At 59.9% G+C, this 25,102-nt stretch carries 21 protein-coding genes and 1 other RNA gene; 14 read left to right on the plus strand and 8 right to left on the minus strand.

What is annotated here, in order from left to right; genetic code table 11:
* Nucleotides 1-15: 15 nt before the first annotated feature.
* Entirely contained in the window at nt 16-663 is a 648-nt protein-coding gene (locus CXK96_RS05925; RefSeq protein ID WP_102835572.1) for a c-type cytochrome, read from the plus strand.
* A complete protein-coding gene (locus tag CXK96_RS05930) occupies nt 660-1,577 on the plus strand; it encodes a c-type cytochrome (RefSeq protein ID WP_102835573.1) in 918 nt (305 codons plus the stop codon). Before CXK96_RS05925 ends, CXK96_RS05930 begins: the two co-directional genes overlap by 4 nt.
* 494 nt (nt 1,578-2,071) lie before the next feature.
* Here the strand turns inward: CXK96_RS05930 and ssrA are convergent.
* The 5 genes from ssrA to CXK96_RS05955 form a co-directional block, all read right to left on the minus strand.
* Nucleotides 2,072-2,450: a transfer-messenger RNA gene (gene ssrA, locus CXK96_RS05935) on the minus strand.
* 157 nt (nt 2,451-2,607) lie between these two features.
* On the minus strand, nt 2,608-2,916 hold the full coding sequence (locus tag CXK96_RS05940) for a hypothetical protein (RefSeq protein WP_064481622.1): 309 nt from the start codon (nt 2,914-2,916) through the stop codon (nt 2,608-2,610).
* Nucleotides 2,917-3,083: 167 nt separating this feature from the next.
* Nucleotides 3,084-5,918: an FAD-binding and (Fe-S)-binding domain-containing protein gene (locus tag CXK96_RS05945; RefSeq protein WP_102835574.1), complete on the minus strand. Its 2,835-nt coding sequence runs from the start codon at nt 5,916-5,918 to the stop codon at nt 3,084-3,086.
* Nucleotides 5,919-5,983: 65 nt separating this feature from the next.
* Nucleotides 5,984-7,153 carry an FMN-dependent L-lactate dehydrogenase LldD gene (gene lldD / locus CXK96_RS05950; protein ID WP_102835575.1) on the minus strand — a complete coding sequence of 390 codons (1,170 nt, stop codon included), beginning with the start codon at nt 7,151-7,153 and terminating at the stop codon, nt 5,984-5,986.
* A 171-nt stretch (nt 7,154-7,324) separates the two neighbouring features.
* Complete coding sequence (locus CXK96_RS05955) at nt 7,325-9,019, minus strand: L-lactate permease (protein ID WP_102835576.1); 1,695 nt, start codon at nt 9,017-9,019, stop codon at nt 7,325-7,327.
* A 280-nt stretch (nt 9,020-9,299) separates the two neighbouring features.
* Here CXK96_RS05955 and CXK96_RS05960 point away from each other — a divergent pair, with 280 nt between their 5' ends.
* A complete protein-coding gene (locus CXK96_RS05960; RefSeq protein ID WP_102835577.1) occupies nt 9,300-10,079 on the plus strand; it encodes a GntR family transcriptional regulator in 780 nt (259 codons plus the stop codon).
* 68 nt (nt 10,080-10,147) lie between these two features.
* Here CXK96_RS05960 and smpB read toward each other — a convergent pair whose 3' ends face one another.
* A complete protein-coding gene (gene smpB, locus CXK96_RS05965) occupies nt 10,148-10,630 on the minus strand; it encodes an SsrA-binding protein SmpB (RefSeq protein WP_019340344.1) in 483 nt (160 codons plus the stop codon).
* Nucleotides 10,631-10,858: 228 nt separating this feature from the next.
* Between smpB and CXK96_RS05970 the strand changes: the two genes are divergently transcribed.
* Both CXK96_RS05970 and CXK96_RS05975 read left to right on the plus strand, forming a co-directional pair.
* Nucleotides 10,859-11,293 carry a type II toxin-antitoxin system RatA family toxin gene (locus CXK96_RS05970; protein WP_102835578.1) on the plus strand — a complete coding sequence of 145 codons (435 nt, stop codon included), beginning with the start codon at nt 10,859-10,861 and terminating at the stop codon, nt 11,291-11,293.
* Nucleotides 11,286-11,615, plus strand: coding sequence for an RnfH family protein (locus CXK96_RS05975; protein WP_102835579.1), 330 nt, complete (start codon nt 11,286-11,288; stop codon nt 11,613-11,615). Before CXK96_RS05970 ends, CXK96_RS05975 begins: the two co-directional genes overlap by 8 nt.
* 60 nt (nt 11,616-11,675) lie before the next feature.
* Here the strand turns inward: CXK96_RS05975 and CXK96_RS05980 are convergent, their stop codons facing one another.
* Nucleotides 11,676-12,182, minus strand: coding sequence for an outer membrane protein assembly factor BamE (locus CXK96_RS05980; protein WP_102835580.1), 507 nt, complete (start codon nt 12,180-12,182; stop codon nt 11,676-11,678).
* A gap of 93 nt (nt 12,183-12,275) precedes the next feature.
* Between CXK96_RS05980 and fur the strand changes: the two genes are divergently transcribed.
* Nucleotides 12,276-12,683, plus strand: a complete 408-nt coding sequence (gene fur, locus CXK96_RS05985) for a ferric iron uptake transcriptional regulator (RefSeq protein ID WP_045429745.1) — start codon at nt 12,276-12,278, stop codon at nt 12,681-12,683.
* A 269-nt stretch (nt 12,684-12,952) separates the two neighbouring features.
* Here the strand turns inward: fur and recN are convergent, their stop codons facing one another.
* Complete coding sequence (recN, locus tag CXK96_RS05990) at nt 12,953-14,629, minus strand: DNA repair protein RecN (RefSeq protein WP_102835581.1); 1,677 nt, start codon at nt 14,627-14,629, stop codon at nt 12,953-12,955.
* 236 nt (nt 14,630-14,865) lie between these two features.
* Between recN and grpE the strand changes: the two genes are divergently transcribed.
* From grpE to CXK96_RS06030, 8 genes are all read left to right on the plus strand, one after another.
* Nucleotides 14,866-15,435 (plus strand): nucleotide exchange factor GrpE, encoded by a 570-nt coding sequence (grpE, locus tag CXK96_RS05995; RefSeq protein WP_102835582.1) that lies wholly within the window; start codon nt 14,866-14,868, stop codon nt 15,433-15,435.
* Nucleotides 15,436-15,531: 96 nt separating this feature from the next.
* On the plus strand, nt 15,532-17,445 hold the full coding sequence (gene dnaK / locus CXK96_RS06000) for a molecular chaperone DnaK (RefSeq protein WP_102835583.1): 1,914 nt from the start codon (nt 15,532-15,534) through the stop codon (nt 17,443-17,445).
* Between the two features lie 168 nt (nt 17,446-17,613).
* Nucleotides 17,614-18,741, plus strand: a complete 1,128-nt coding sequence (gene dnaJ / locus CXK96_RS06005) for a molecular chaperone DnaJ (RefSeq protein WP_102835584.1) — start codon at nt 17,614-17,616, stop codon at nt 18,739-18,741.
* A gap of 77 nt (nt 18,742-18,818) precedes the next feature.
* Nucleotides 18,819-19,625: a 4-hydroxy-tetrahydrodipicolinate reductase gene (dapB, locus tag CXK96_RS06010; protein ID WP_102835585.1), complete on the plus strand. Its 807-nt coding sequence runs from the start codon at nt 18,819-18,821 to the stop codon at nt 19,623-19,625.
* Between the two features lie 191 nt (nt 19,626-19,816).
* On the plus strand, nt 19,817-20,953 hold the full coding sequence (gene carA / locus CXK96_RS06015; RefSeq protein WP_102835586.1) for a glutamine-hydrolyzing carbamoyl-phosphate synthase small subunit: 1,137 nt from the start codon (nt 19,817-19,819) through the stop codon (nt 20,951-20,953).
* Between the two features lie 30 nt (nt 20,954-20,983).
* On the plus strand, nt 20,984-24,205 hold the full coding sequence (carB, locus tag CXK96_RS06020) for a carbamoyl-phosphate synthase large subunit (RefSeq protein ID WP_102835587.1): 3,222 nt from the start codon (nt 20,984-20,986) through the stop codon (nt 24,203-24,205).
* On the plus strand, nt 24,202-24,678 hold the full coding sequence (greA, locus tag CXK96_RS06025; RefSeq protein ID WP_046162835.1) for a transcription elongation factor GreA: 477 nt from the start codon (nt 24,202-24,204) through the stop codon (nt 24,676-24,678). Before carB ends, greA begins: the two co-directional genes overlap by 4 nt.
* Before the next feature lie 10 nt (nt 24,679-24,688).
* Entirely contained in the window at nt 24,689-25,087 is a 399-nt protein-coding gene (locus tag CXK96_RS06030) for a DUF4149 domain-containing protein (protein WP_102835588.1), read from the plus strand.
* Nucleotides 25,088-25,102 lie beyond the last annotated feature (15 nt).

Consider the following 25,102-nt stretch of genomic DNA (forward strand, 5'->3'; position numbering starts at 1 on the left):
CGATCTGGAGGCTTTATGAATATCGCTCACTGGCCGCTGACGGGAGTGCTGATAGCAGCCTTTCTGCCCGCCCATGCCGCCGATTCGACGGTTGTCTATACCAAGGGCGGCTCCAATCCTGCCGCCATGGCTTGCGTCACCTGCCACGGAGTCGAGGGCGAGGGAATGGCGGCAGCTGGCTTTCCCAGGCTTGCCGGACTCCCGGCTGGTTACATGAGAAAGCAACTGGCCGATTTCGCTTCTGGCGCACGCGCCAATCCCGTCATGCAGCCTATTGCTGCTGCCCTGAGTGCCGAGGAAGCGGACGCAGTCACGGCGATGCTGGCTGACAAGCCGGGACCGCAGGTGGAACGGGTCGGCCGTACTGCGGCGGCCGAAGGCCCAGGTGAAACGCTGGCCCTGCGTGGGGCCTGGGAGCGCAACATCCCTGAATGCGTCGCCTGCCACGGCCCCAGCGGAGTGGGTGTCGGCGACGCCTTTCCACCGTTGGCGGGACAGTCCGCGCAGTACCTTGCCTCGCAGCTGACCGCCTGGCGTCAAGGCACGCGCAAGAACGATCCCAACGATCTGATGGGGCATATCGCCCGTAGCCTGAGCGACGACGAGATCAAGGCCGTCTCGGCGTACTTCGCCGGTTTGACCGACCAAGGAGCAGCAAGATGAACACTCAAACCAGCGCCTTGCTGTTGATCGCCCTGGCCGCACCAGCCTATGCCGATGACATCGTGATGGAGGATCAGTCGCAGATTCTCACCGGGGCGGGTGAGACGGCCAGCAGCCGCTACTTTCAGCCACCCCAGGAGAGCGAACTTCCCGACAATGCTTACGGAAAGCTGGTGCAGGAAGGCCGCGCCATCTTTGTCGATACCAAAAACCGGGCTACGGAATACGTGGGCAACGGCCTCGCATGCGCGAACTGTCACCTTGAGCAGGGCCGCAAAGCCAACTCCGCTCCACTGTGGGCGGCATACACCATGTATCCGGCGTACCGGAAGAAAAACAACAAGGTCAACAGCTACGCCGAGCGGCTACAGGGGTGTTTCCAATTCAGCATGAACGGCAAGGCCCCAGAAGCGGACGGACCGGTGATCGCGGCACTGTCGGCCTATTCCTATTGGCTCGCTACCGGTGCCCCGACTGGTCAGGAGCTCCCCGGTCGTGCCTATCCGGAAGTGCCAAAACCTGAAAACGGCTATGACCTGGCCAAGGGCGAGCAGGTCTATGCGGCCCAATGCGCTGTATGTCATGGGCAGAACGGGGAAGGGCAGAAGTCCGGTGACGATTATGTGTTCCCACCCCTTTGGGGCGCTGACTCGTTCAACTGGGGGGCAGGCATGCACCGGATAAACACTGCCGCCGCGTTCATCAAGGAGAACATGCCCTTGGGCAAGGGCGGCAGTTTGTCGGATGAGGACGCCTGGCACGTGGCCGCATTTATGAACAGCCACGAACGGCCCCAGGATCCGCGGCTGATCGACGGTTCGGTCGAAAAGACCCGCGACAAGTACCACGCCAACGATGGCGTGAACCTCTACGGTGAAATCGTCAACGGCACCATGCTGGGCAAGGGCCTCTAGGCGATAGGCGCCATCTCGCAGCGGGCAGGACTGCCCGCTGACGAGAACGTGAGTGACCGCTTCCCGAAGAGATGCATTTGCCGCGGTTGGCGGCCTTCTCGGACCGCCTGTCGCTATCACGCCTTGATGCTTGGCGGCAGCCGGCGGCGCATTTGACTGGCTGATGTGATCCCCATATGCCGACTAGCCGCGCATCTAGGCGTGGGCGCGACCCGCGTGCACGAGTGACGTGAGCCAGCGCCGCTTCGGTGCAAAGCACGACTGAAAAGGATCAAGTCGCGCCGGCTGATCTCTCATGCTGAGAACCAACACTTTCATTCGGCATTCGAAGGTGCAGCGAACGGATGTCATTAACCTTGGGGATACACAGCTGGATACACGAAGGGAAGTTAGAGACGTAGACAGGCAAATACAGCCAGAAACAAGAAAGCCCGCACGGGGCGGGCTTCTTGAGGTGTTTCGTAGACTGTCTGAGACAGGTCTAAACAGCTATTTGGTGGAGCCGGGGGGATTTGAACCCCCGTCCGCCAGCTCTCCACTGTCGGTACTACATGCGTAGCCAAATCTATTGAGTTAACTCCGCGCCGCCCGATTGGCAGGGTGCTTGGAGCGAGCTGCATGAGTTTTAGCCGTTACGTCTGCAGCGAACTTGGCGGCGATCCTGTTCTATCTGACAGTCATTTCGGGTTTACAGGCATCCCCTAGTGACCGCTGGCGCCGAAGCGACCAGATGAAGGTTAGGCGGCTAGCGCGTACCCTTCGTAGTTGTCGTCGTTGGCAACTATAAGTTTGCAACAGTGGATTTACGAGTTCTGTTACCAACTCGGCATGCACCTAGAGTTTTGTTACCGGCGTCGAATCCTAATCGGCCCCATGAAGCGTGTTGCTGCCTCATGTGTTGCGCAGTGTACGCCATAAGGTTTGGCTGCGTCGAACGCTTGATCTTCTTAATTAGGGCAGCCCGTTGAAAATCAAGGGTAAACCGAGAATCGGCAAGGCCAACTGCTGGCGGCCTTGCCTCGCGGGCGTATCAGTTACCGGTGCCCGAGCCAGTGCCGCTGGTGCCTGTGCTGCCGGAGCTGCCAGGACCTTCGAGTTTGCGCAAAGCCTGGGTGGTATGAACGATGCAGTTTTCAACGTCGCCAGCTTGCTGCGCTTCGCGGGCCTGCTTGATCAGTTCTTGCACTTCGCTGCGCGCCGGCTCACCGAGGGTGGCTCGGTTGGTGGCCATGTCGTCTTCGATTTCCTGCATGTTCAATTGACACAGGTTTTTATCGTCGGCAAACACGGCAGGGCTTGCGATCAGAGCTGCGGCGGCAAGTAGGGCAAATTTCTTCATAAAGTCCTCCAGGGAGTTAACTTCCCGGCGGGCCTGCCTGTTTCTGCAATTGCGCGGCGGCGCCGAGGCGGGTGAGCCTCTGTTGAAACTGGGCTCCTAACTTCCGACTGCGGCTGCGCTGAAGCGTTTCATTTACGTATGTCGTCGTCTTCGCCGGGCGCCGCTCACTAGGGCGCTGCGGCCGCTCTGGCTCGGCTGTTTCGGTTAACCAGATAAACCAGTCCGTGATAGTCGATACCGCCATGTTGTGACAGGCCGATTTCGCAGGTTCGGCTGGTGGAGATGCCTTCTTCGCAGACTTGCACGGCGTCTTTCAGGCTGCGCAGGGCATGGGCGTTGAGCTCGGGGGTGGTGAAGCCTTTGTCGCCAGCGAAGCCGCAACAATGGATGCCTTCTGGCACGACCACTTCTTTGGCGCAGCGGCGTGCGATATCAATCAGCGCTTGGGCTTCGCCGAGGTGTTGGGTGCTGCAGGTGACGTGCACGGCAATCGGCCCGTCCTGCGGCTCGAAGTCCAGCTTGTCGATCAGATGCGCACGGATGAAGCGCACCGGATCGAAAACCTGAAGGCGATCGTCCGCCAGGTCCTGAACCAGGCGCAGCGTGCAGGGGCTGGTGTCGCAGTAGATAGGGTCAAGCCCGCCGCGGCTGGCCTTGAGTAGGGCGTCCAGTGTTTCCTGACGCTTCTGCTCGGCCTGCTCTGCATAGCCTTTGGAGGCGAACGGTTGGCCGCAGCAGAGGTTGTTCAGCTCATCGGGGAAGATGACCTGGTAACCAGCTTTCTCCAGAAGGGTGCGGGTGGTGTCGAGCAGGGGTTCCTGTTCCTGATCGCGAGCTGCGGGACCCATGGCGCGCGAGACGCAGGCGGCGAGGTAAACCACCCTCGGGCGTTGGTCCTGGGACGATGGCTTGGGCAGATGGAGCCGCTGCAGCGGCTGCGGTGTGGCGGGGGTCCACAAGGGCACGCGACCTCTGCTGGCATTGGTGAGCGCAGCGGAGGTCTTGCTGAGCAGCCGCGTGCCCATGAGCAGGTGTGCGCCATTGGCGACATGCAGCATGAACCGCGCGCCCTGCACGGCGGTGCGGAAATGCTCGGCCAGCCAGGTGGCGGCCCGCGTACTTTCCGCATTGCGCCCTCGAAGTTTGCGCACAAGGTCGCCGGTGTTGATGCCTACCGGGCAGCGCTGTGCGCATAGCCCGGTCGCAGCGCAGGTCTCGACGCCCTGGTAGTCGTAGAGTTGCTCGAGTTCGCTTGTGTCGATGCCAGCGCGCTTTTTCGCTTGAATGTCGCGCCAGACGACGATGCGCTGACGCGGCGTCAGGGTCAGTCCATTAGATGGGCAGACCGGTTCGCAGAAGCCGCATTCGATGCACTTGTCGACGATTTCGTCGGCAGCCGGCATTGGCTTGAGATGTTTGAGGTGGATCTGTGGGTCTTCGCTGAGCACTACGTCGGGATTGAGGATGCCCTGAGGGTCTAGCAGACGCTTGATCTGCCACATCAGTTGGTACGCATCGTTGCCCCATTCCAGTTCGACGAAGGGCGCCATGTTGCGGCCGGTACCGTGTTCGGCTTTCAGCGCGCCGCCGAACTCAACGGCCACAAGCTGGGTGACGTCTTGCATGAAGGCTTCGTAGCGTGCGACTTGCAGTGGATCGTCGAAACCCTGGGTGAAGACAAAGTGCAGGTTGCCCTCCAAGGCATGGCCGAACAGGATCGCCTCACTGTAGGCGTGCTTATCGAACAGCTGGATCAACCGATTGACCCCTTCGGCAAGGCGCTCGATAGGGAAAGTGACGTCCTCAATGATCACCGTCGTGCCGGTCTGACGCACCGCACCGACCGCGGGAAAGGTGTCCTTGCGGATCTTCCAGAGCTGGTTGTAGACGACCGGGTCTTCGCTGAAATCGACCTGCTTCTCCACCGGGAAATGAGCGATCGAGACCATGATCTGGTTGATTTGCTCGTGCAGAAGCGACCCGCTGGCTGCGCGGGATTCGATCAGCAGCGCGCAGGCATTGGCCGACAGTTGCTTGACCCACTCCGGCATGCCGGCCTTGTTCTCCACCGAGCGCAAGCTGCGGCGATCAAGCAGCTCCACTGCCGACACCGGCTGTTGCTTGAGCACGGGTACGGCGAGGCAGCAGGTTTCTACGTCGGGAAAGACAACCAGCGCGCTGGCTTTGTGCGGGTGATCGGGCACGGTGTCGTAGGTCACTGCGCTGATGAAACCCAGTGTGCCTTCGGAGCCGACCATCAAGTGGTTGAGGATGTCGAGTGGCTCGTCGTAGTCGACCAGCGCATTGAGCGAGAAGCCAGTGGTGTTCTTCAGCCGGTACTTGTGGCGAATTTTCGCCGCCAGTTCGGTGTTGGCGCGGGTGGTGCGGCCGAGTTCGGCGAGCTGGTCGAGCATCGCTGCGTGGCTTTGGCGGAAAGCTTCGACGCTGGTAGCGTCTTCGCTGTCGACGACGCTGCCATCTGCAAGCACCAGGCGCAGGCCGGCGAGGGTCTTGTAGCTGTTCTGCGCTGTTCCACAGCACATGCCGCTCGAGTTGTTGGCGACGATGCCACCGATTTTTGCGGCATTGATCGAGGCCGGATCAGGGCCGATCTTGCGCTGGAGCGGCGCCAGTATGGCGTTGGCATTGGCACCAATTACGCCGGGCTGAAGGCGTATCTGCTCGCCGCCGTTGCGTATCTCGCGACCGTTCCAGTTGTCGCCCAGTACGATCAGTACCGAGTCGGAAATCGCCTGGCCGGATAGGCTGGTGCCCGCCGCCCGGAAGGTAACGGGTACCCGTTGGCTGTGAGCCAGCTTGAGCAGTCCCACCACCTCCATCTCGGACTCGACCCGTACCACCAGCTTGGGAATCAGCCGGTAGAAGCTGGCGTCTGTGCCAAAGGCCAGCGTTGAAAGAGGGTCGTCGAAGCGTCGCTCAGCCGGAATCAGCTTTTCGACAGCGGCGAGAAAGTCGGTCGGTAGAGCGGCAGACGCGTTCATTTCGGGCTCCGGGAGGTAGCGACCGCGGCGAGTGCCGGCGGCCTTCTCGATGGGATCAGCCAGGCTCAGTCGACGTGGCGGCTGGTCTGATAGTGATCAACCTCGCGTACCAGCGAATCCGTGCTGATCTCGCTGATGGTCTTGGCGCCGGTCAGCACCATCGCAACACGCATTTCTTTTTCGATCAGGTCGAGCAGGTTGCTTACCCCCGCTTCGCCGTCCACCGCCAGCGCGTAGGCGAAGGCGCGGCCGAGCAGCACGGTATCCGCGCCGAGGGCGATCATGCGCACAACGTCAAGCCCGCTGCGGATCCCCGAGTCGGCGAGGATTTTCAGGTCACCTTTGACCGCGTCGGCAATCGCCGGCATCGCACGTGCACTGGACAGAACGCCGTCGAGCTGACGCCCGCCGTGGTTGGAGACGATGATGCCGTCGGCCCCGAAGGTCACGGCGTCGCGGGCGTCATCGGCGTCCAGAATACCTTTGATCACCATCGGGCCATCCCAGAATTCGCGGATCCACTCCAGATCCTTCCACGAAATCGATGGATCGAAGTTGGCGGCAAGCCAGCCGATGTAGTCTTCCAGCCCGGTAGTGTGTCCGCGGTAGGTGGTGATGTTGCCGAGGTCGTGCGGCTTGCCGTGCAGTCCGACGTCCCAGGCCCAGAAGGGGTGTGTCATGGCCTGCAGAATGCGACGTACGTTGGCGTTGGGGCCACTCATGCCGGAATGCGCGTCGCGGTAGCGCGCGCCGGGGGTGGGCATATCGACGGTGAAAACCAGTGTGGTAACGCCGGCGGCCTTGGCACGCTCCAGCGCGTTCTTCATGAAGCCGCGATCCTTCAGCACATAGAGCTGAAACCACATCGGCCGCTTGATTGCCGGTGCGACTTCCTCGATCGGGCAGACCGATACGGTGGACAGGGTGAAGGGAATTCCTTTCTTGTCAGCCGCACGAGCGGCTTGCACTTCACCACGGCGAGCGAGCATGCCGGTCAGGCCGACCGGGGCGAGGGCAACCGGCATCGACAGGGTTTCGCCGAACAGCTGGGTTTCCAGGCTGAGTTCCGACATGTTGCGCAGCACGCGCTGGCGCAGGGCGATGCTTGCCAGATCCTCGACGTTGCGCCGCAGCGTGTACTCAGCGTAGGCGCCGCCATCGACGTAGTGAAACAGGAACGGCGGGAGTTTGCGTTTTGCGGCAGCGCGGTAATCCGTGGAAGCAGAAATGATCATCTTATGTTCTCACCGACTGAAACGAGATAAGTCTCGGAGCGCCCGTCATCGACGAAGGCGGTGTTCGATTTACAGCTGTCCTGATCACCGGGTCGGGCGATGGAGAGGTCAGGACATGATTCCAAACGCCATTGCCCCGAGTGTTTCCCGGGGCAATGGTCATAGGCTGCGTTAGACGCCGACTAGCGGGTCCGTCACGCCAAGCAGGTAGATCGCGATCATCCCGATCAGGCCGGTGGCCAGCACGTAGTACAGCGTAGGCCAAACGGTCTTGCGCAGGGTGACGCCTTCACGACCCAGCAAGCCGACAGTGGCCGAGGCGGCAACCACGTTGTGGATCGCCACCATGTTGCCGGCGGCGGCACCCACGGCCTGGATGGCCACGACCATCGCGCCGGAAATGCCCAGCGACTGTGCAACACCAAACTGGAACTGGCTGAACATCATGTTGCTGACAGTGTTCGAGCCAGCAAGGAATGCTCCCAGCGCGCCAACAGTAGGGGCCAGCAGCGGGTAGATGCCGCCTACGCTGTCAGCCACATAGCGCGCCATGGCGATGGGCATGCTTGGCAGGTCGCCAGCGTTGACACCCGAGTTGATCAGGATGCGCACCATTGGCACGGTGAACAGCAGCACGAACCCCGCACTGAGCAGCACGCTGCTCGATTCCTTCACTGCAGCCTTGAGTTCGGCGGCGCGCATGCCATGGATGAAGAAGGTGATCAGTACAACGGCAACCAGAATCCCGCCAGGCAGGTACAGCGGCTCGATGCTGGCGCTGACGCCGGTCTCGCCGAGAATGTTGGCGAAGGCGATCGACACGGATTTCAACGCGCCGGTGACCTGCGGGAAGACACGGCTGATCACCAGAATTGCGCCGACCAGGATGTAGGGTAGCCAGGCGCGGAAAGCGCTCATCGGGCGTGCCGCGAGGTCGTCTAGCTTCATCTCGATAGTGCCGATCCATTCCGCTGGCCAGTCTTTCGCGGCAGCGAAATCCCAATTGGTTTTCGGCACCAGAAACTTGAAGCGCGCGGCGGTGGTGACGATCGCCAGGCCGACCAGGCCGCCCAGCAGCGACGGGAACTCAGGGCCAAGGAATACACCGGTGGCGACATAGGGCAGGGTGAAGGCTAGGCCTGCGAAGAGTGCGAAAGGCAGCACTTCGAATCCGGCTTTCCAGCTTTTTTCCTTGCCGAAGAAGCGCGTCAGCATCAAGACCATGATCAGTGGCATGACCGTGCCGACAATGGCGTGGGTGATGGCGACGCTGCTGGTGATCTGCTGCAGGAAGATCGGCCAGCTGGAACCTTGCGCGGCGAGTTGTGCGCCGAGGGAGGCGGTGTCGAGTCCGCTATTCACACCAACGATGATCGGCGTACCGACCGCGCCAAAGGACACAGGCGTGCTCTGCACGAGCATGCCCATCAGGACCGCTGCCATGGCCGGGAAGCCCACCGCAACCAGCAGCGGTGCTGCAATTGCTGCGGGAGTACCAAAGCCAGAGGCACCTTCGATAAAGCAGCCGAACAACCAGGCAATGATAATGGCCTGAATTCGACGGTCCGGGCTAATGGTGGTGAAACCGGCCCGAATGGCGGTAATGCCACCCGAATGCTTGAGCGTGTTCAGCAGCAGGATCGCGCCGAAGATGATCCACAGCAGTCCCAGCGTGATCACCAGGCCTTGCAGGGTTGAGGCGATGATCCGGGTAAAGCTCATGTCCCAGATGAACAAGCCAATGGCTGCGGTGAACAAGAACACAACCGGCATGGCGCGGCTGGCCGGCCAGCGAAGGCCAATCAGCAGAACGGCGGCCAGCAGGATCGGGGTAAAGGCAAACAGGGCGAGCAGTCCGGTAGACATGTCAGGCTCCCAGGGTCGAAATGAGCGAATGGGGGCCCGGGCGGACCGGTGATGAGCAGATAAACGGAGACCGCATTAACTAGTCCTCTTCTTGTTTGGTTACTCTATCTGTAAAGTGGTAATACCAATTTACAGTAGGGTCCGGCCAGCGTAAGAGTTCTGTCGGCACTGCGTCAATTAGCAAGCTATAGACTTTGGTCGCGGCGGCGGTTATTGCGGTGGACCTAGCGGCTGGCTACGCTGCTTCCCAATACAGTGGTCAAACCAATCGAGAGGCGTCATGGAAGTGGGAGTGGTGCGCCAGCGGAGGCTGGCGGATAACATCGTCGAGCAACTCGAAACCATGATCCTCGAGGGGACGCTCAAGGCTGGGGAGCGGCTGCCTGCCGAGCGGGTGCTGGCGGAACAGTTTGGAGTATCACGTCCGTCGCTGCGCGAAGCGATCCAGAAGCTGGCGGCCAAGGGCTTGCTGGTCAGTCGTCACGGTGGTGGCAATTTCGTTGCCGAGTCCCTCGGGTCGACCTTCAGTGATCCGCTGCTGCATCTGCTCGAAAACAACGCTGATGCGCAGCGTGACCTGCTCGAGTTTCGCCATACGCTGGAAGGCAGTTGCGCTTATTACGCCGCCTTGCGCGCAACTGAAGTGGACAGGCAACGCCTGAAAGAGGCCTTTGCGGCGTTGCAGGATTGCTATGCGTGCGAAGGGGTGGTTACCCGTGCCGAGGAGGGCGCCGCTGACGCGCGCTTTCACCTGGCGATTGCCGAGGCCAGTCACAATGCAGTGCTGCTGCATACCATTCGGGGTCTGTTCGATCTGCTCAAACGCAACGTAGTGACCAATATCGGCGGTATGTACGCGTTACGCAGCGAAACCCGCGACATGCTGATGAATCAGCATCAGGAGCTATACGATGCGATCATCGCGCGGCGGGCGAACGACGCGAGGGATGTCATTCATCACCACATTAGCTATGTCCAAGAAGTTCTGGCGGAAGGGCAGCAGGAAGCTCAACGGTTGGCGCGTGCGCAGCGGCGTCAGGCGCACCCCGAAAAGAATTAGCAGGGCTGGCGCGGTGGTGGGTTGAAAAGCTAGATCGAGCGGCTGGGTTCCGCTCGATACGCCGAGGGTCAGTCTTCCTTGCCCTTGGTGCGCATGGCGCGCTGAATCTCTCGATCAGAGTCGCGCTCTTTTTCGGTGTGGCGCTTGTCAAACTCCTTCTTGCCCTTGCCTAGCGCGATATCGCACTTGATCAAATGCTTTTTCCAGTAGATCGACAGCGCCACACAGGCGTAACCCTTCTGCTGCACGGCGCCGAACAACTTGCCCAGTTCACGCTTGTTGAGCAGCAGCTTGCGGGTGCGGGTCGGGTCGGCAATGACATGGGTGCTAGCGGTGGTCAGAGGCGTAATGTGGCAGCCCATCAGCCATGCTTCGCCATCCTTGAGAAGGACGTAGCTGTCCACCAGCTGGGCTTTTCCAGCTCGAAGGCTTTTCACTTCCCAGCCGGCCAGCACGAGGCCCGCCTCGAATTTCTGTTCGATGAAGTAGTCGTGTAGCGCTTTCTTGTTCAGCGCAATGGTCCCGGGGGACTGTTTCTTCTGTTTGGCCATAGGGTGAGCATTATAGGGAGTCCCGTTGCGGCTGGCGATAACCTGCGTGGTGCGACGGTGCGAAACTTGAGAGGGGTGCGCTTATCCTCGACAATGGCCAACTTTACGTTTGTTCATGCTCAAACACCTGCTGCGTAGCAGGTATGAGCTTTACGCTTGCTCTCGGTGAGCGGCTGTCGGCCTAGGCTCCGGCTGCTGATTGTCGACTGACGAAGTAGAAGGGACTGAATGACGACGCATATTCAACGTTCGGCGCTGCTGCCCTATCCGGCTCATGCGCTGTTCGACATGGTCAATGATGTAGCCAGCTATCCAAAGTTTCTGCCCTGGTGTTCGGCAACCGAAGTGCTGTCCAGCAGTGACACACAGATGCACGCAAGCATGACGGTGGCGAAGGCTGGCATGAGCCAGCGCTTCCTCACGCGCAATGAGTTGCAGGCAGGTAAGCGAATCGAGATGTCGCTGGAAGAGGGGCCTTTCAGTCATCTGCATGGTATTTGGGAATTCAAGGCGTTGGGTGAAAAGGCCTGCAAGATCAGTCTTGATCTCACCTTCGATTACGCCGGGCCGTTGGTTCGTGCCACCTTGGGACCGTTGTTCAATCAGGCTGCTAATACGTTGGTCGATGCGTTCTGTGACAGGGCGAAGCAGCTTTATGGATAAGCCGATGATCGCGGTTGAGGTCGTCTATGCGCTGGCGGACAAGCAGAAGTTGCTGCGCTTGGCCGTTCCTCAGGGCACCAGCGTCCGAGAGGCAGCGCTGCGCTCGGGAATGGATGGCTACTTTCCGGGGCTGGATTTGGCAACGTCGCCGTTGGGCATCTTCGGCAAGGCGGTATCCAAGCCGGACGAGCGCACGCTTGTCGAGGGGGAGCGAGTTGAGATTTATCGGCCACTGATCGCCGACCCGAAAGAAGTTCGCAAGCAGCGTGCGGCGAAGGCTGCACAAAACAAGGCCGGGGAATCAGGTGAAGCGGTCACATGAAGCTGGCATTAACGAGAAAAAGCCCGGCATGCCGGGCCTTTTCTGGTGTTCGGTTAACGCTTAGTTTGTGTCCAGGCTGCCTGGAGTAGGCACCGGAACGGGCTCTGCCGCATCTACGTCGCGCTGGATCTGTTCAAGCAGAGAGCCAGGAGCGGTAGCCTCTGGTTCGGTACTGACAGGGTCTTCGGTGCTTGCCGGTAGATCAGTCCCCAGAATGGCTTCGTCACGGCTCACGCCGGGCTTGAAGTCGCCTGCAAGACCAGCGAGCTGGTCGTTAGCATTGAATACAAGGCTGACGCGCTCCTGCTGACGTTCTCTGCCGCCGGGCTGGATGCTGTACAGATAATCCCAGCGGTTAGCGTGGAACGTGTCGGTGATCAGCGGGTTGCCCATGATAAACCGCACTTGTGATCGGGTCATTCCGGGGCGCAACTGGTCTATCATGTCCTGAGTCACGACATTGCCCTGTTGAATGTCGACCTTGTAAACCCCGGGGAATGAACAACCGGCGAGTGCGAACAGGCCCACTAGCGTGAGGCTGGACAGCATGAGCTTGGTGTTTTGCATCGGTAGGTGACTTCCACTATCTTGGCTGGGCAAAGCCCGGATCATACCCGTATTGAAGGAGGCTGCGAAACAGCAGCAGCGAGAAAGCCCACCATGGTTGAAAATAGCGAACTACGCAAAGCTGGCCTCAAAGTAACCCTGCCACGGGTCAAGATCCTGCAAATGCTGGATACCACTGATCGTCGCCATATGAGCGCAGAGGACGTCTACAAGGCATTGATGGAGGCCGGCGAGGATGTCGGTCTGGCAACTGTTTACCGCGTGCTGACCCAGTTCGAGGCAGCCGGTCTTGTGGTTCGGCATAATTTCGATGGCGGCCATGCCGTGTTCGAGCTGGCTGACGGTGGCCATCATGACCACATGGTGTGCGTCGACAGCGGCGATGTGATCGAGTTTTTTGATCCGGAGATCGAGAAGCTGCAGAAGGAGATCGTCAAGCGCCATGGCTACGACCTGGTGGATCACAACTTGGTGCTGTACGTCCGCAAGAAGCCTGAGTGATCGGAGTCGATCCGGTTCGAATGTGAGCCTCGGATAATCTTGCAATATGACAAAACCCCGCCGATTGGCGGGGTTTTGTTTTGAAGGCGCGATTCATCCGGCTGCTGCCGGCTCAGCGCGTTGGGGATGTGCCCATGACAATGTGCCAGATGAGGCGCGTTTTTATTGCAAGCCAGCCCAGTGCAATCCGGTACGGGGATGGTGCGTGCTCTCCAGTGGTCTGTCGCCGCGGCAAGATGATCCGTGGGTCGTCGTCGTTGCCTGCTTTTTCAGGATGTTTGAGCTGTGCCGATCATCTGGCGGGCGTGGGCCAGTGCTTGCTCGGTGAGGTCAAGCCCACCCAGCATGCGGGCAATTTCCTCGACCCGTTCACTGCCATCCAGTGCGGCGACAGCGGTGTGGGTTTCTTGGGCGCCGCGCGCCTTGTGTACAAACAGGTGATGGTGACCCTGTGCCGCAACTTGTGGCAGGTGGGTCACGGTCAGTACTTGGCCCCGCTCGCCGAGGCGGCGCAGCAATTGGCCGACCACTTCTGCGGTCGGCCCGCCGATGCCGACGTCCACTTCGTCGAACACCAGGGTCGGAATGCGTGATGTCTGCGCTGTGATCACCTGAATCGCAAGACTGATGCGCGACAGCTCACCGCCCGAGGCAACCTTTGCCAGTGGACGCAGTGGCTGGCCTGGGTTGGCGCTTACCAGAAACTCTACCTGTTCCAGTCCGTGTGGCATCAGGTCTCCTTCTGCTGCGGGCTTCAACACAGCGCTGAACTTGCCGCCTGGCATGCCTAGACGCTGAATCTCCGTTTCGACGGCCTGCGCCAAGGATTCTGCCGCCAGCTGGCGCGAAGCGCTCAACTGTTCGGCTTTTTCTCGATAATGTCGCTCGTAGGCGGCAAGCTCTTCGCCGAGTTGCTCCAGTGCAGTGTCGTCGGCGTTAAGGCTTTCCAGTTCTTCGAAGAGGCGTTGCTGCAAGCTCGGTAATTCTGACGGCTGAACGCGGTGTTTGCGCGCCAGGGTATAGATGCTGTCGAGGCGTTCTTCCAGTGCCTGCTGCCTTTGTGGGTCGGAATCGAAGTGATCGAGAAAGCGATTGAGTTCGCCGATCGCTTCTTCAACCTGTATCTGCGCACTGGCCAGTAGATTGACGGCCTCGCCAAGCGCGCCGGGCTGGTTCTGAAATCCAGTCAGGCGCTGCAGGCTCGAGGTCAGCGCTGACAGTACGTTGCCGGCGTCGCTCTCGCTACACAGCTCGATCACCTGGCGACAGGCGCCGAGCAGGTGTTCTGCGTTGGAAAGGTTCTTGTGTTCCTGCTCCAGCTGGTCCAATTCGTCGTCGCCCAGAGCCAGTGTCTCAAGCTCCTCGAGTTGGTAGCTGAGCAGCTGGTGGCGGGCGCGCTGTTCATCACTGCTGCTGCTAAGTCGCTCCAGGGTCTGCCGGGTTTGCCGCCAGCGCTGGGCGGCCAGCTGCACCTGGCGGGCAAGATCTTGATTGCCGCTGTACTCATCGAGCAAACGCCGGTGCGTATCGAGCTTTAGCAGTGACTGGTGTTCGTGCTGGCTGTGGATATCGATCAGTAGCTCGCCAAGCGCCTTGAGGTCAACTTGCGGGCAGGGCGTTCCGTTGATATAGCCGCGCGAACGACCTTCAGCCGTGATCACTCGCCGAAGGATGCATGGGCCATCATTTTCCAGATCGCGCTCGGCCAGCCAGGCTCGTGCATCTGGGATGTCGTCCAGGTCGAAGCTGGCGAGAATATCCGCCTTGTCCGCGCCTATGCGCACCACGCTGCTGTCGGCTCGATCGCCGAGAGTGAGGCCTAGCGCATCGAGCATGATCGACTTGCCTGCGCCGGTCTCGCCGCTGATTACGCTCATGCCGCGTTTCAGCTCAAGATCGAGATGCTCGACGATTGCGTAATTGTGAACGGAAAGATGGACCAGCATGGCAGGACTCCTGCGTAGGTGACTGGGTATTTATACAGTGCTTCTGCGTGGCTCATCAAGCTGCTCCGCGTGACTGGTATGTAAACAAATGCGGTCGGTTAGGCGCTGAATGGGCTGTTCGAAAGGGGCTGGTGTTTCTTTGATGTGGATACGCCCTTGAAGCAGAATTTTGTTGCCCCCATATAGCGGCACAAGCGCGGGTCGACGCCCGCTGACGTATCGATGAGGAGGACCGCATGGCCGACGAGCAGAACCTGGACAACCAGACCCCTGATGAAAACGAGACCGCGCAAGCCGAGGTGACCGAGGATCTGGCTGCACGGGTGCAGTCCCTCGAAGAGCAATTGGCCGCGGCGCAGGATCAGTCCCTGCGAGTGGCGGCCGAGTTGCAGAACATCCGTCGTCGTGCCGAGCAGGATGTCGAGAAAGCGCACAAGTTTGCGCTGGAGAAGTTCGCTGGCGACCTGCTGGGCGTCGCTGACAGTCTGGAGCGCGGGCTCGAGCTGTCGAATCCAGATGATGAAGCAGTCAAGCCGATGCGCGAAGGTGTCGAGCTGACGTTCAAGTTGTTGCTCGACACTCTGGCGCGCCATCAGTTGGTGCAGATTGACCCACAGGGCGAGCCCTTCAATCCCGAGCATCACCAGGCCATGGCCATGGAAGAAAGCACCCATGCCGAGCCAGGCAGCGTGCTCAAGGTGTTCCAGAAGGGCTATCTGCTCAACGGACGTCTGTTGCGTCCGGCGATGGTCGTTGTCAGCAAGGCGCCGGCAGAAACCCCGCCTTCGATTGATGAGAAGGCTTGAATTTTTGCGGCTGACCCCCATCTGGTAGCCAAGCGTTTTTGTATTACCCGCAGCCGGTAAACAGGCGCGGATCAATCAAAGTTCGGAGAGAAGCACATGGGCAAGATTATCGGTATCGACCTGGGAACGACCAACTCCTGCGTCTCCATTCTGGAAAACGGCAAGGCCAAGGTGATCGAGAACGCCGAAGGCGGTCGCACCACCCCCTCGATCATTGCGTACGCCAATGACGGTGAAATCCTGGTTGGTCAATCGGCCAAGCGTCAGGCTGTTACCAACCCGCACAACACGCTGTACGCCGTGAAGCGACTGATCGGTCGTCGTTTCGATGAAGACGTCGTGCAGAAAGACATCCAGATGGTTCCGTACAAGATCGTCAAAGCGGACAACAGTGACGCCTGGGTAGAGGTGAGCGGCCAGAAAATGGCACCGCCGCAGATCTCTGCCGAGATCCTGAAGAAAATGAAGAAGACTGCCGAAGACTATCTCGGCGAGCCGGTCACCGAGGCGGTAATTACCGTTCCGGCGTACTTCAACGACAGCCAGCGTCAGGCCACCAAGGACGCTGGGCGCATTGCGGGTCTGGATGTTAAGCGCATCATCAACGAGCCGACTGCTGCCGCGCTGGCCTATGGCATGGACAAGGCCAAGGGTGATCACACAGTCATCGTATATGACCTGGGTGGCGGTACCTTCGACGTCTCGGTGATCGAAATCGCCGAGGTTGACGGCGAGCATCAGTTTGAAGTGTTGGCCACCAACGGCGACACCTTCCTTGGTGGTGAAGACTTCGACATCCGCCTGATCGACTACCTTGTTGACGAGTTCAAGAAAGAAAGCGGCATGAACCTCAAGGGTGATCCGCTGGCCATGCAGCGTCTGAAGGAAGCTGCTGAAAAGGCCAAGATCGAGCTGTCTTCAAGCCAGCAGACCGACGTCAACCTGCCTTACATCACGGCAGATTCGACCGGGCCGAAGCACCTGAACGTGAAAATCTCTCGCGCCAAGCTCGAAGCGCTGGTCGAGGATTTGGTTCAGCGCACCATCGAGCCGTGCCGCATGGCGATGAAAGACGCCGGGATCGACGTCTCCAAGATCGACGACGTGATTCTGGTCGGTGGTCAGACCCGCATGCCGCTGGTGCAGCAGAAGGTTGCCGAGTTCTTCGGCAAGGAAGCGCGCAAGGACGTCAACCCCGACGAAGCCGTGGCCATGGGTGCAGCCATTCAGGGTGCAGTGCTGGCTGGCGACGTCAAGGACGTGCTGTTGCTCGACGTTTCCCCGCTGACCCTGGGTATCGAAACCATGGGTGGCGTGATGACTGCGCTGATCGAGAAGAACACCACCATCCCAACCAAGAAGTCGCAGGTGTTCTCGACGGCCGATGACAACCAGGGCGCCGTGACCATCCATGTATTGCAGGGTGAGCGCAAGCAAGCGTCGCAGAACAAGTCCCTGGGTCGTTTCGATCTGGCTGATATTCCGCCAGCTCCGCGTGGTGTGCCGCAGATCGAAGTGACCTTCGACATCGATGCCAACGGCATCCTGCACGTGTCGGCGAAGGACAAGGCCACCGGCAAGCACCAGTCCATCGTGATCAAGGCCAACTCGGGTCTTTCCGAGGAGGAAATCGAGCAGATGGTGCGTGACGCCGAGGCCAACGCCGAGGAAGACCGCAAGTTCGAAGAGCTGGTGACTGTCCGCAACCAGGGCGATCAGCTGGTCCATGCAACTCGCAAGATGTTGACCGAGGCTGGCGACAAGGCCACCGAAGAAGACAGGGCGAACATTGAAAAAGCCATCGGCGAGCTGGAAGTGGCCATCAAGGGCGACGACAAGGCCGAGATCGAAGCCAAGATCGCAGCAGTCTCGCAGGCTTCTACTCCGCTGGCGCAGAAGATGTACGCCGAGCAGCCTCAGGGCGGCGAAGGCGAGCAGGCTGGCGACAATGCTCAGTCAGGTGACGACGTGGTTGACGCTGAGTTCGAAGAGGTCAAGGACAACAAGTAAGCCGCGGCTTATGACCTCCATGAGAGGGGTGAGGGCAGAGTCCGTTCAGGCTGCTGCCTTTCGCTCCAGCCCGATGCGGTGATGCCGCGACAGGGCTGATCGCTGCGCGGGGGCTTGCTCCCGCGTCGGCGTGTCTGGAGGGTACGAATTTGAAGGTTCAGGAAACTTATGGCCAAACGTGACTATTACGAAGTGCTGGGTGTCGAGCGCGGCGCCAGCGAGGCAGAGCTGAAAAAGGCTTATCGTCGCCTCGCAATGAAGCATCATCCGGACCGTAATCCCGGAGACAAAGCCGCTGAAGACGCATTCAAGGAAGCCAACGAGGCTTACGAAGTGCTTTCCGATGCGAGCAAGCGTCAGGCCTACGACCAGTACGGTCATGCCGGCGTCGATCCCCAGATGGGAGCTGGCGCGGGTGCGGCTTACGGCAACGCCAATTTCTCCGACATCTTTGGCGATGTGTTCAGCGATTTCTTTGCTGGCGGTCGCGGCAGTTCGCGCGGCGGCGCTCAGCGCGGCAGCGATCTGCGCTACACCCTTGAGCTGGATCTGGAAGAGGCTGTGCGGGGCACCACGGTCACCATCCGGGTGCCCACGTTGGCTGAATGCAAGACCTGCGACGGTTCTGGCGCCAAGAAGGGCACCAGTCCAGTGACCTGTACCACCTGTGGTGGCATCGGTCAGGTGCGCATGCAGCAGGGCTTCTTCTCGGTTCAACAGACCTGCCCGCGCTGTCATGGCAGCGGCAAGATGATTTCCGATCCTTGCGGTAGCTGCCATGGGCAAGGTCGGGTCGAGGAGCAGAAGACACTTTCGGTCAAGGTGCCGCCGGGCGTCGATACAGGTGACCGGATTCGCTTGACGGGTGAAGGTGAGGCAGGCGCTCAGGGCGGTCCGGCTGGTGACCTCTACGTAGTGGTCAACGTACGTGAGCACCCGATCTTCCAGCGTGACGGCAAGCACCTGTTTTGCGAGGTGCCGATCAGTTTTGCCGATGCGGCGCTGGGCGGCGAGTTGGAAGTGCCAACCCTCGACGGGCGGGTGAAGTTGAAAATCCCGGAAGGTACTCAGACTGGCAAGCAGTTCCGTTTGCGCGGCAAGGGGGTTGCTCCTGTGCGTGGCGGTGCGGCTGGCGATCTGTTGTGCCGGGTCGCGGTGGAGACACCGGTCAACCTGGGCAAGCGGCAGCGCGAGCTACTCGACGAGTTCCGCAAGACCTTGCAGAGCGACAGCTCGCATTCGCCAAAGGCCAGTGGCTGGTTCGAAGGCGTGAAGCGATTCTTTGGCGATCTTTAATCCAGCGGCGAGCTGCAGGCGGCAGCCTTCCTGAAGGCGCTCTTGCAGCTTGAGGCTTGCAGCTTGGAGCTGTTTTTATGCGACGTATTGCAGTAACGGGCGCCGCCGGGCGTATGGGCAAGACACTGGTCGAAGCTGTTCAGCAAACTGCCGGTGCTGCGGGCTTGACCGCCGCCATCGACAGGCCTGACAGCACTCTGGTCGGTGCCGATGCGGGTGAACTGGCGGCGATCGGGCGGCTCGGCGTGCCGCTGATCGGTGAGGTAGCGAAGGTCGTCGACGAGTTCGATGTGCTGATCGATTTCACTCATCCTTCGGTCACGCTGAGAAATCTCGAAGTGTGCCGGCGCGCCGGTAAGGCGATGGTGATCGGTACGACCGGTTTCTCGGTTGCAGAGAAAGAGAAGCTGGCGGCGGCCGCGCAGGATATTCCCATCGTGTTTGCGGCGAACTTCAGTGTCGGTGTCAATTTGTGTCTGAAGTTGCTCGATACGGCTGCGCGGGTGCTCGGGGACGAGGTCGATATCGAGATCATCGAGGCGCATCACCGTCACAAGGTGGACGCGCCGTCGGGCACTGCGTTGCGCATGGGTGAGGTCGTCGCGCAGGCGCTTGGTCGCGATCTGCAGGAGGTTGCGGTTTATGGTCGCGAAGGGCAGACGGGCGCCCGTGCGCGGGAGACGATCGGCTTTGCCACCGTGCGTGCCGGCGACGTTGTTGGAGATCACACCGTTCTGTTCGCAGCCGAGGGCGAGCGGGTCGAGATCACCCATAAGGCGTCCAGTCGGATGACTTTCGCCAAAGGCGCGGTGCGTGCTGCGATGTGGTTGGAGCAGCAGCCAGCGGGGCTGTATGACATGCAGGATGTGCTCGGGCTACGCTGAGGAAGCGCCTCGCTCGGCGTTTTGGCTGATTGCGGCTGGACCTGAAAGGGCGGTTTCTGTAAGCTTCCCGTTTTAGTGTGTCCACTAAAAGTTGCGCAGAATGAATCAAATAAAAAGCGGGATGACCTTCACACGTCATCCCGCTTTTTTACAATCTGCGCTTGCTTCAGCCTTGATCTTTGGGAGGTCTCTTGACTAAGCCAGCCATTCTCGCCCTTGCCGATGGCAGTATTTTTCGCGGCGAATCTATCGGCGCCGACGGCCAGACTATCGGTGAGGTGGTGTTCAATACCGCCATGACCGGCTATCAGGAAATCCTCACCGATCCTTCCTATGCCAAGCAAATCGTCACCTTGACCTATCCGCACGTTGGCAATACCGGTACCACCCCAGAAGACGCCGAGTCCTGGAAGGTTTGGGCGGCCGGGCTGGTGATCCGCGACTTGCCGCTGGTCTCGAGCAACTGGCGGGACAAGCAGCCGCTGCCGGATTACCTCAAGGCCAATGGCACCGTCGCCATTGCAGGCATCGACACCCGCCGTTTGACCCGCATCCTTCGCGAGAAAGGCGCTCAGGATGGTTGCATCCTGGCAGGTGATGATGCGACTGAAGAAAAGGCGCTGGAGTTGGCTCGCAGCTTCCCCGGTCTCAAGGGTATGGACCTGGCCAAAGAGGTCAGCGTCAAGGAGCGCTACGAGTGGCGCTCGAGCGTTTGGTGTCTGAGTGATGACGGTCATGCTGAGGTACCTGCCAGTGAGCTGCCGTACCATGTGGTCGCCTTCGACTACGGCGTGAAGTACAACATTCTGCGCATGCTGGTCGCGCGTGGTTGCCGGGTCACTGTGTTGCCGGCTCAGACGCCTGCCAGCGAAGCCCTGGCGCTGAACCCGGACGGTATCTTCCTGGCCAACGGCCCCGGTGACCCCGAGCCTTGCGACTACGCGATCAAGGCGATCCAGGAAGTGCTCGAAACCGACATTCCGGTGTTCGGTATCTGCCTCGGCCATCAATTGTTGGCGTTGGCCTCTGGTGCCAAGACCGTGAAGATGCCCAACGGCCACCACGGTGCGAACCACCCGGTTCAGGATCTGAAGACGGGTGTGGTGATGATCACCAGTCAGAACCATGGCTTTGCCGTGGACGAAGCCAGCCTGCCTAGCAATGTGCGCGCCACGCACAAGTCGCTGTTCGACGGCACGCTGCAAGGTATTGAGCGCACTGACAAGGTTGCCTTCAGCTTCCAGGGCCACCCTGAGGCTAGCCCAGGTCCGCATGATGTCGCGCCGTTGTTTGATCGCTTCATCGACGCCATGGCCAAGCGCCGCTAAGTTCGCCGAGCACAGAATTCGAGAGAGACCATGCCAAAACGTACAGACATCAAAAGCATTCTGATCCTCGGCGCTGGCCCGATCGTCATCGGCCAGGCGTGCGAGTTCGATTACTCCGGAGCGCAGGCGTGCAAAGCACTGCGCGAAGAGGGGTTCCGCGTCATCCTGGTCAACTCCAACCCCGCGACCATCATGACCGACCCGTCCATGGCTGATGCCACTTACATCGAGCCAATCAAGTGGGCCACCGTCGCCAAGATCATCGAGAAGGAACGTCCCGATGCGCTGCTGCCGACGATGGGTGGTCAGACCGCGCTGAACTGCGCGCTGGACCTGGAAAAGCACGGCATCCTGGAGAAGTTTGGCGTCGAGATGATTGGCGCCAACGCCGACACCATCGACAAGGCTGAAGATCGCTCACGCTTCGACAAGGCAATGAAGAATATCGGCCTGGCATGCCCGGTTTCCGGTATCGCGCACAACATGGACGAAGCCTATGGCGTGCTTGAGAAGGTCGGATTTCCTTGCATCATCCGCCCCTCGTTCACCATGGGTGGCACCGGTGGTGGTATCGCCTACAACCGTGAAGAATTCGAGGAGATATGCGCGCGCGGCCTAGACTTGTCGCCGACCAGTGAGCTGCTGATCGATGAGTCGCTGATCGGCTGGAAGGAATACGAGATGGAGGTGGTCCGCGATAAGAAGGACAACTGCATCATCGTCTGTGCCATCGAAAACTTCGATCCGATGGGGGTCCACACCGGCGACTCCATTACCGTCGCGCCAGCGCAAACGCTGACCGATAAGGAATATCAGATTCTGCGTAACGCCTCGCTGGCGGTGCTGCGCGAGATCGGCGTTGAAACCGGCGGTTCCAACGTGCAGTTTGGCATTTGCCCCAACACCGGCCGTATGGTCGTGATCGAGATGAACCCGCGTGTTTCGCGTTCGTCGGCACTGGCGTCCAAAGCCACCGGCTTCCCCATTGCCAAGATCGCTGCAAAGCTTGCGGTGGGCTACACGCTCGACGAGTTGCAGAACGACATCACCGGTGGCCGCACCCCTGCGTCCTTCGAGCCGGCGATCGACTACGTCGTGACCAAGATCCCGCGTTTTGCTTTCGAGAAATTCCCCAAAGCTGATGCTCGTTTGACCACCCAGATGAAGTCTGTCGGTGAGGTCATGGCCATCGGGCGCACTTTCCAGGAATCTGTACAGAAAGCGCTGCGCGGGCTGGAAGTCGGTGTGTCCGGCTTTGATCCGAAGCTCGATCTGACTGACCCCGAGAGCGAAAGCACCCTCAAGCGTGAGCTGACCGTGCCGGGCGCTGATCGTATTTGGTACGTGGCTGATGCTTTCCGCGCTGGCAAGACGGTCGCCGAAGTGTTCGACCTCACGCGCATCGATGAGTGGTTCCTGGTGCAGATCGAGGATCTGATCAAGGAGGAGGAGCAAATCAAGACTATGGGCCTGTCCAGCATCGATCGCGATGTCATGTACAAGCTCAAGCGCAAAGGCTTCTCCGATGCGCGCCTGGCCAAGTTGCTTGGCGTAACCGAAAAGAACCTGCGAGCTCACAGGCACAAGCTTAAAGTGCTGCCGGTCTATAAGCGCGTCGACACCTGCGCCGCCGAGTTCGCCACTGACACTGCCTACATGTACTCGACTTACGAGGAAGAGTGCGAGGCGAATCCGTCCAGCCGCGAGAAGATCATGATTCTGGGCGGCGGCCCGAACCGTATCGGCCAAGGCATCGAATTCGATTACTGCTGCGTTCATGCGGCACTGGCGATGCGCGATGATGGTTATGAAACCATCATGGTCAACTGCAACCCTGAGACTGTCTCCACTGACTACGACACATCGGATCGTCTGTACTTCGAGCCGGTAACCTTGGAAGACGTGCTGGAAATTGTCCGTGTCGAGCAGCCCAAAGGCGTTATCGTGCAGTACGGTGGCCAGACTCCGCTGAAACTTGCTCGTGCGCTGGAAGAGGCGGGTGTGCCTATCATCGGAACCAGCCCTGATTCTATTGACCGCGCTGAAGACCGTGAGCGCTTCCAGCAGATGGTCGAGCGCCTGAACCTGCGCCAGCCGCCAAACGCGACCGCCCGCAGCGAAGAAGAGGCACTTGCCGCCTCGAAAGTGATCGGTTATCCGCTGGTGGTGCGTCCGTCTTATGTACTGGGCGGTCGGGCGATGGAAATTGTCTACCAGGAAGAAGAGCTCAAGCGCTACATGCGCGAAGCGGTGAAAGTGTCGAATGACAGCCCAGTGCTGCTCGATCACTTCCTCAACTGCGCCATCGAGGTCGATATCGATGCGGTGTGTGACGGCGAGCACGTGGTAATCGGCGCCATCATGCAGCATATCGAGCAGGCCGGCGTGCACTCCGGTGACTCGGCCTGCTCACTGCCGCCTTACTCACTGCCGGCGCACATCCAGGACGAAATTCGAGACCAGGTCAAGAAGATGGCGCTTGAGTTGGGTGTGGTCGGTCTGATGAACGTACAGATGGCCGTGCAGGGCGAGGACATCTTCGTTATTGAGGTCAACCCACGTGCGTCGCGTACTGTGCCGTTCGTATCGAAGTGCATTGGCGTCTCGCTGGCGATGATTGCGGCACGTGTCATGGCCGGTAAAACGCTGGCTGAGGTCGGGCTGACCGAAGAAATAATTCCAGAGTTCTACAGTGTTAAAGAAGCGGTTTTCCCCTTCGCCAAGTTCCCGGGTGTAGACCCGATCCTCGGCCCGGAAATGAAGTCGACCGGTGAGGTGATGGGGGTCGGCGACAGCTTCGCTGAAGCCTTTGCCAAAGCTCAGCTCGGAGCTAGCGAGATTCTGCCGAACAGTGGCTGTGCGTTCATCAGTGTGCGCGATGACGACAAGCCACACGTAGCCCAGGTGGCGCGTGATCTGATCGAGCTTGGTTTCGAAGTGGTCGGTACGGCTGGCACGGCAAAGATCATTGAGGCTGCTGGGCTGCCGGTGCGTCGTGTAAACAAGGTAACCGAGGGTCGCCCGCACGTTGTCGACATGATCAAGAATGACGAGGTCACCCTGATCATCAATACTACCGAGGGGCGTCAGTCCATCGCCGACTCTTACTCAATCCGTCGTAACGCTCTGCAGCACAAGATCTGCTGCACCACCACCCTGGCTGGTGGGCAGGCGATCTGTGAGGCGCTGAAGTTCGGTCCCGAGAAGACTGTACGTCGCTTGCAGGATCTCCATGCAGGAATCAAGGCATGACTAAATACCCGATGACTGTCCAGGGCGCGCGCGCCTTGGAAGAAGAGCTGCACCATCTCACCAAGGTCCTTCGCCCCAAGCTCAGTCATGACATCGGCGTGGCGCGTGAGCTGGGGGATCTCAAGGAAAACGCCGAGTATCACGCCGCTCGCGAACAGCAGGGCATGGTCGAGGCGCGGATTCGTGATATCGAAGGGCGTTTGCAGAACGCCCAAGTCATCGATGTCAGCAGCATTCCGCACACCGGCAAGGTGATCTTTGGGACCACCGTTGAGATTGCCAATGTCGAGACTGATGAGCGCGTCACTTATCAGATCGTTGGTGAGGACGAGGCGGAGATCAAGCTGGGCAAGATCTCCGTAGGCTCCCCAATTGCGCGCGCCCTGATCGGCAAGGTCGAAGGTGACGTCGCTGTGGTGAAAACGCCGGGAGGGCTGGTCGAGTTCGAGATCGTCGAGGTTCGCCATCTCTGAGATTCGACCGATGCGCGCAGGCCTTATTAGTTGGCAGCTGGCCCAGACATTCTGGGTAGGCGGGTTATGGCTGCTGCAGTTTGTAATGCTGCCGGCGTTGGCCAAGACCGGTTTGGCGCCGTTGCTGATCGAAGAGGTCGCCGGCAGTCTGCGGCCTTTGCTGGTGGGCTTCGCTGCGTTCTGTGTGTTGCTTCAGGCGGCGGTGCTGATCCAGCTCTGCGGGCTTCGTAGTCTTTGGCGCGATCTGCGAGGTCAGCTGTTACTGGCAGTGCTGCTCCTGGCCGGAAGTCATTTTTCGGCGCGAGCTGGCATGATCGAATCACCGTACTGGTTGGTGTTCAGTTACTTGGCGATGGGTTTGTGCGGGTTGATCCTGGTGCTGCAAGTCGCTCCCGGGCGGGAGCGATAGCAGAAGACAGCGGCT

Source organism: Stutzerimonas stutzeri (assembly GCF_002890895.1).
Classification (GTDB): domain Bacteria; phylum Pseudomonadota; class Gammaproteobacteria; order Pseudomonadales; family Pseudomonadaceae; genus Stutzerimonas; species Stutzerimonas stutzeri_AB.

What these genes read in the sequence shown, in the direction of transcription:
- CXK96_RS05925 (WP_102835572.1), top strand. Translation starts at nt 16, where the DNA reads ATGAATATCGCTCACTGGCCGCTGACGGGAGTGCTGATAGCAGCCTTT.
- CXK96_RS05930 (WP_102835573.1), top strand. Translation starts at nt 660, where the DNA reads ATGAACACTCAAACCAGCGCCTTGCTGTTGATCGCCCTGGCCGCACCA.
- CXK96_RS05940 (WP_064481622.1), bottom strand. Translation starts at nt 2,916, where the DNA reads ATGAAGAAATTTGCCCTACTTGCCGCCGCAGCTCTGATCGCAAGCCCT.
- CXK96_RS05945 (WP_102835574.1), bottom strand. Translation starts at nt 5,918, where the DNA reads ATGAACGCGTCTGCCGCTCTACCGACCGACTTTCTCGCCGCTGTCGAA.
- lldD (WP_102835575.1), bottom strand. Translation starts at nt 7,153, where the DNA reads ATGATCATTTCTGCTTCCACGGATTACCGCGCTGCCGCAAAACGCAAA.
- CXK96_RS05955 (WP_102835576.1), bottom strand. Translation starts at nt 9,019, where the DNA reads ATGTCTACCGGACTGCTCGCCCTGTTTGCCTTTACCCCGATCCTGCTG.
- CXK96_RS05960 (WP_102835577.1), top strand. Translation starts at nt 9,300, where the DNA reads ATGGAAGTGGGAGTGGTGCGCCAGCGGAGGCTGGCGGATAACATCGTC.
- smpB (WP_019340344.1), bottom strand. Translation starts at nt 10,630, where the DNA reads ATGGCCAAACAGAAGAAACAGTCCCCCGGGACCATTGCGCTGAACAAG.
- CXK96_RS05970 (WP_102835578.1), top strand. Translation starts at nt 10,859, where the DNA reads ATGACGACGCATATTCAACGTTCGGCGCTGCTGCCCTATCCGGCTCAT.
- CXK96_RS05975 (WP_102835579.1), top strand. Translation starts at nt 11,286, where the DNA reads ATGGATAAGCCGATGATCGCGGTTGAGGTCGTCTATGCGCTGGCGGAC.
- CXK96_RS05980 (WP_102835580.1), bottom strand. Translation starts at nt 12,182, where the DNA reads ATGCAAAACACCAAGCTCATGCTGTCCAGCCTCACGCTAGTGGGCCTG.
- fur (WP_045429745.1), top strand. Translation starts at nt 12,276, where the DNA reads ATGGTTGAAAATAGCGAACTACGCAAAGCTGGCCTCAAAGTAACCCTG.
- recN (WP_102835581.1), bottom strand. Translation starts at nt 14,629, where the DNA reads ATGCTGGTCCATCTTTCCGTTCACAATTACGCAATCGTCGAGCATCTC.
- grpE (WP_102835582.1), top strand. Translation starts at nt 14,866, where the DNA reads ATGGCCGACGAGCAGAACCTGGACAACCAGACCCCTGATGAAAACGAG.
- dnaK (WP_102835583.1), top strand. Translation starts at nt 15,532, where the DNA reads ATGGGCAAGATTATCGGTATCGACCTGGGAACGACCAACTCCTGCGTC.
- dnaJ (WP_102835584.1), top strand. Translation starts at nt 17,614, where the DNA reads ATGGCCAAACGTGACTATTACGAAGTGCTGGGTGTCGAGCGCGGCGCC.
- dapB (WP_102835585.1), top strand. Translation starts at nt 18,819, where the DNA reads ATGCGACGTATTGCAGTAACGGGCGCCGCCGGGCGTATGGGCAAGACA.
- carB (WP_102835587.1), top strand. Translation starts at nt 20,984, where the DNA reads ATGCCAAAACGTACAGACATCAAAAGCATTCTGATCCTCGGCGCTGGC.
- greA (WP_046162835.1), top strand. Translation starts at nt 24,202, where the DNA reads ATGACTAAATACCCGATGACTGTCCAGGGCGCGCGCGCCTTGGAAGAA.
- CXK96_RS06030 (WP_102835588.1), top strand. Translation starts at nt 24,689, where the DNA reads ATGCGCGCAGGCCTTATTAGTTGGCAGCTGGCCCAGACATTCTGGGTA.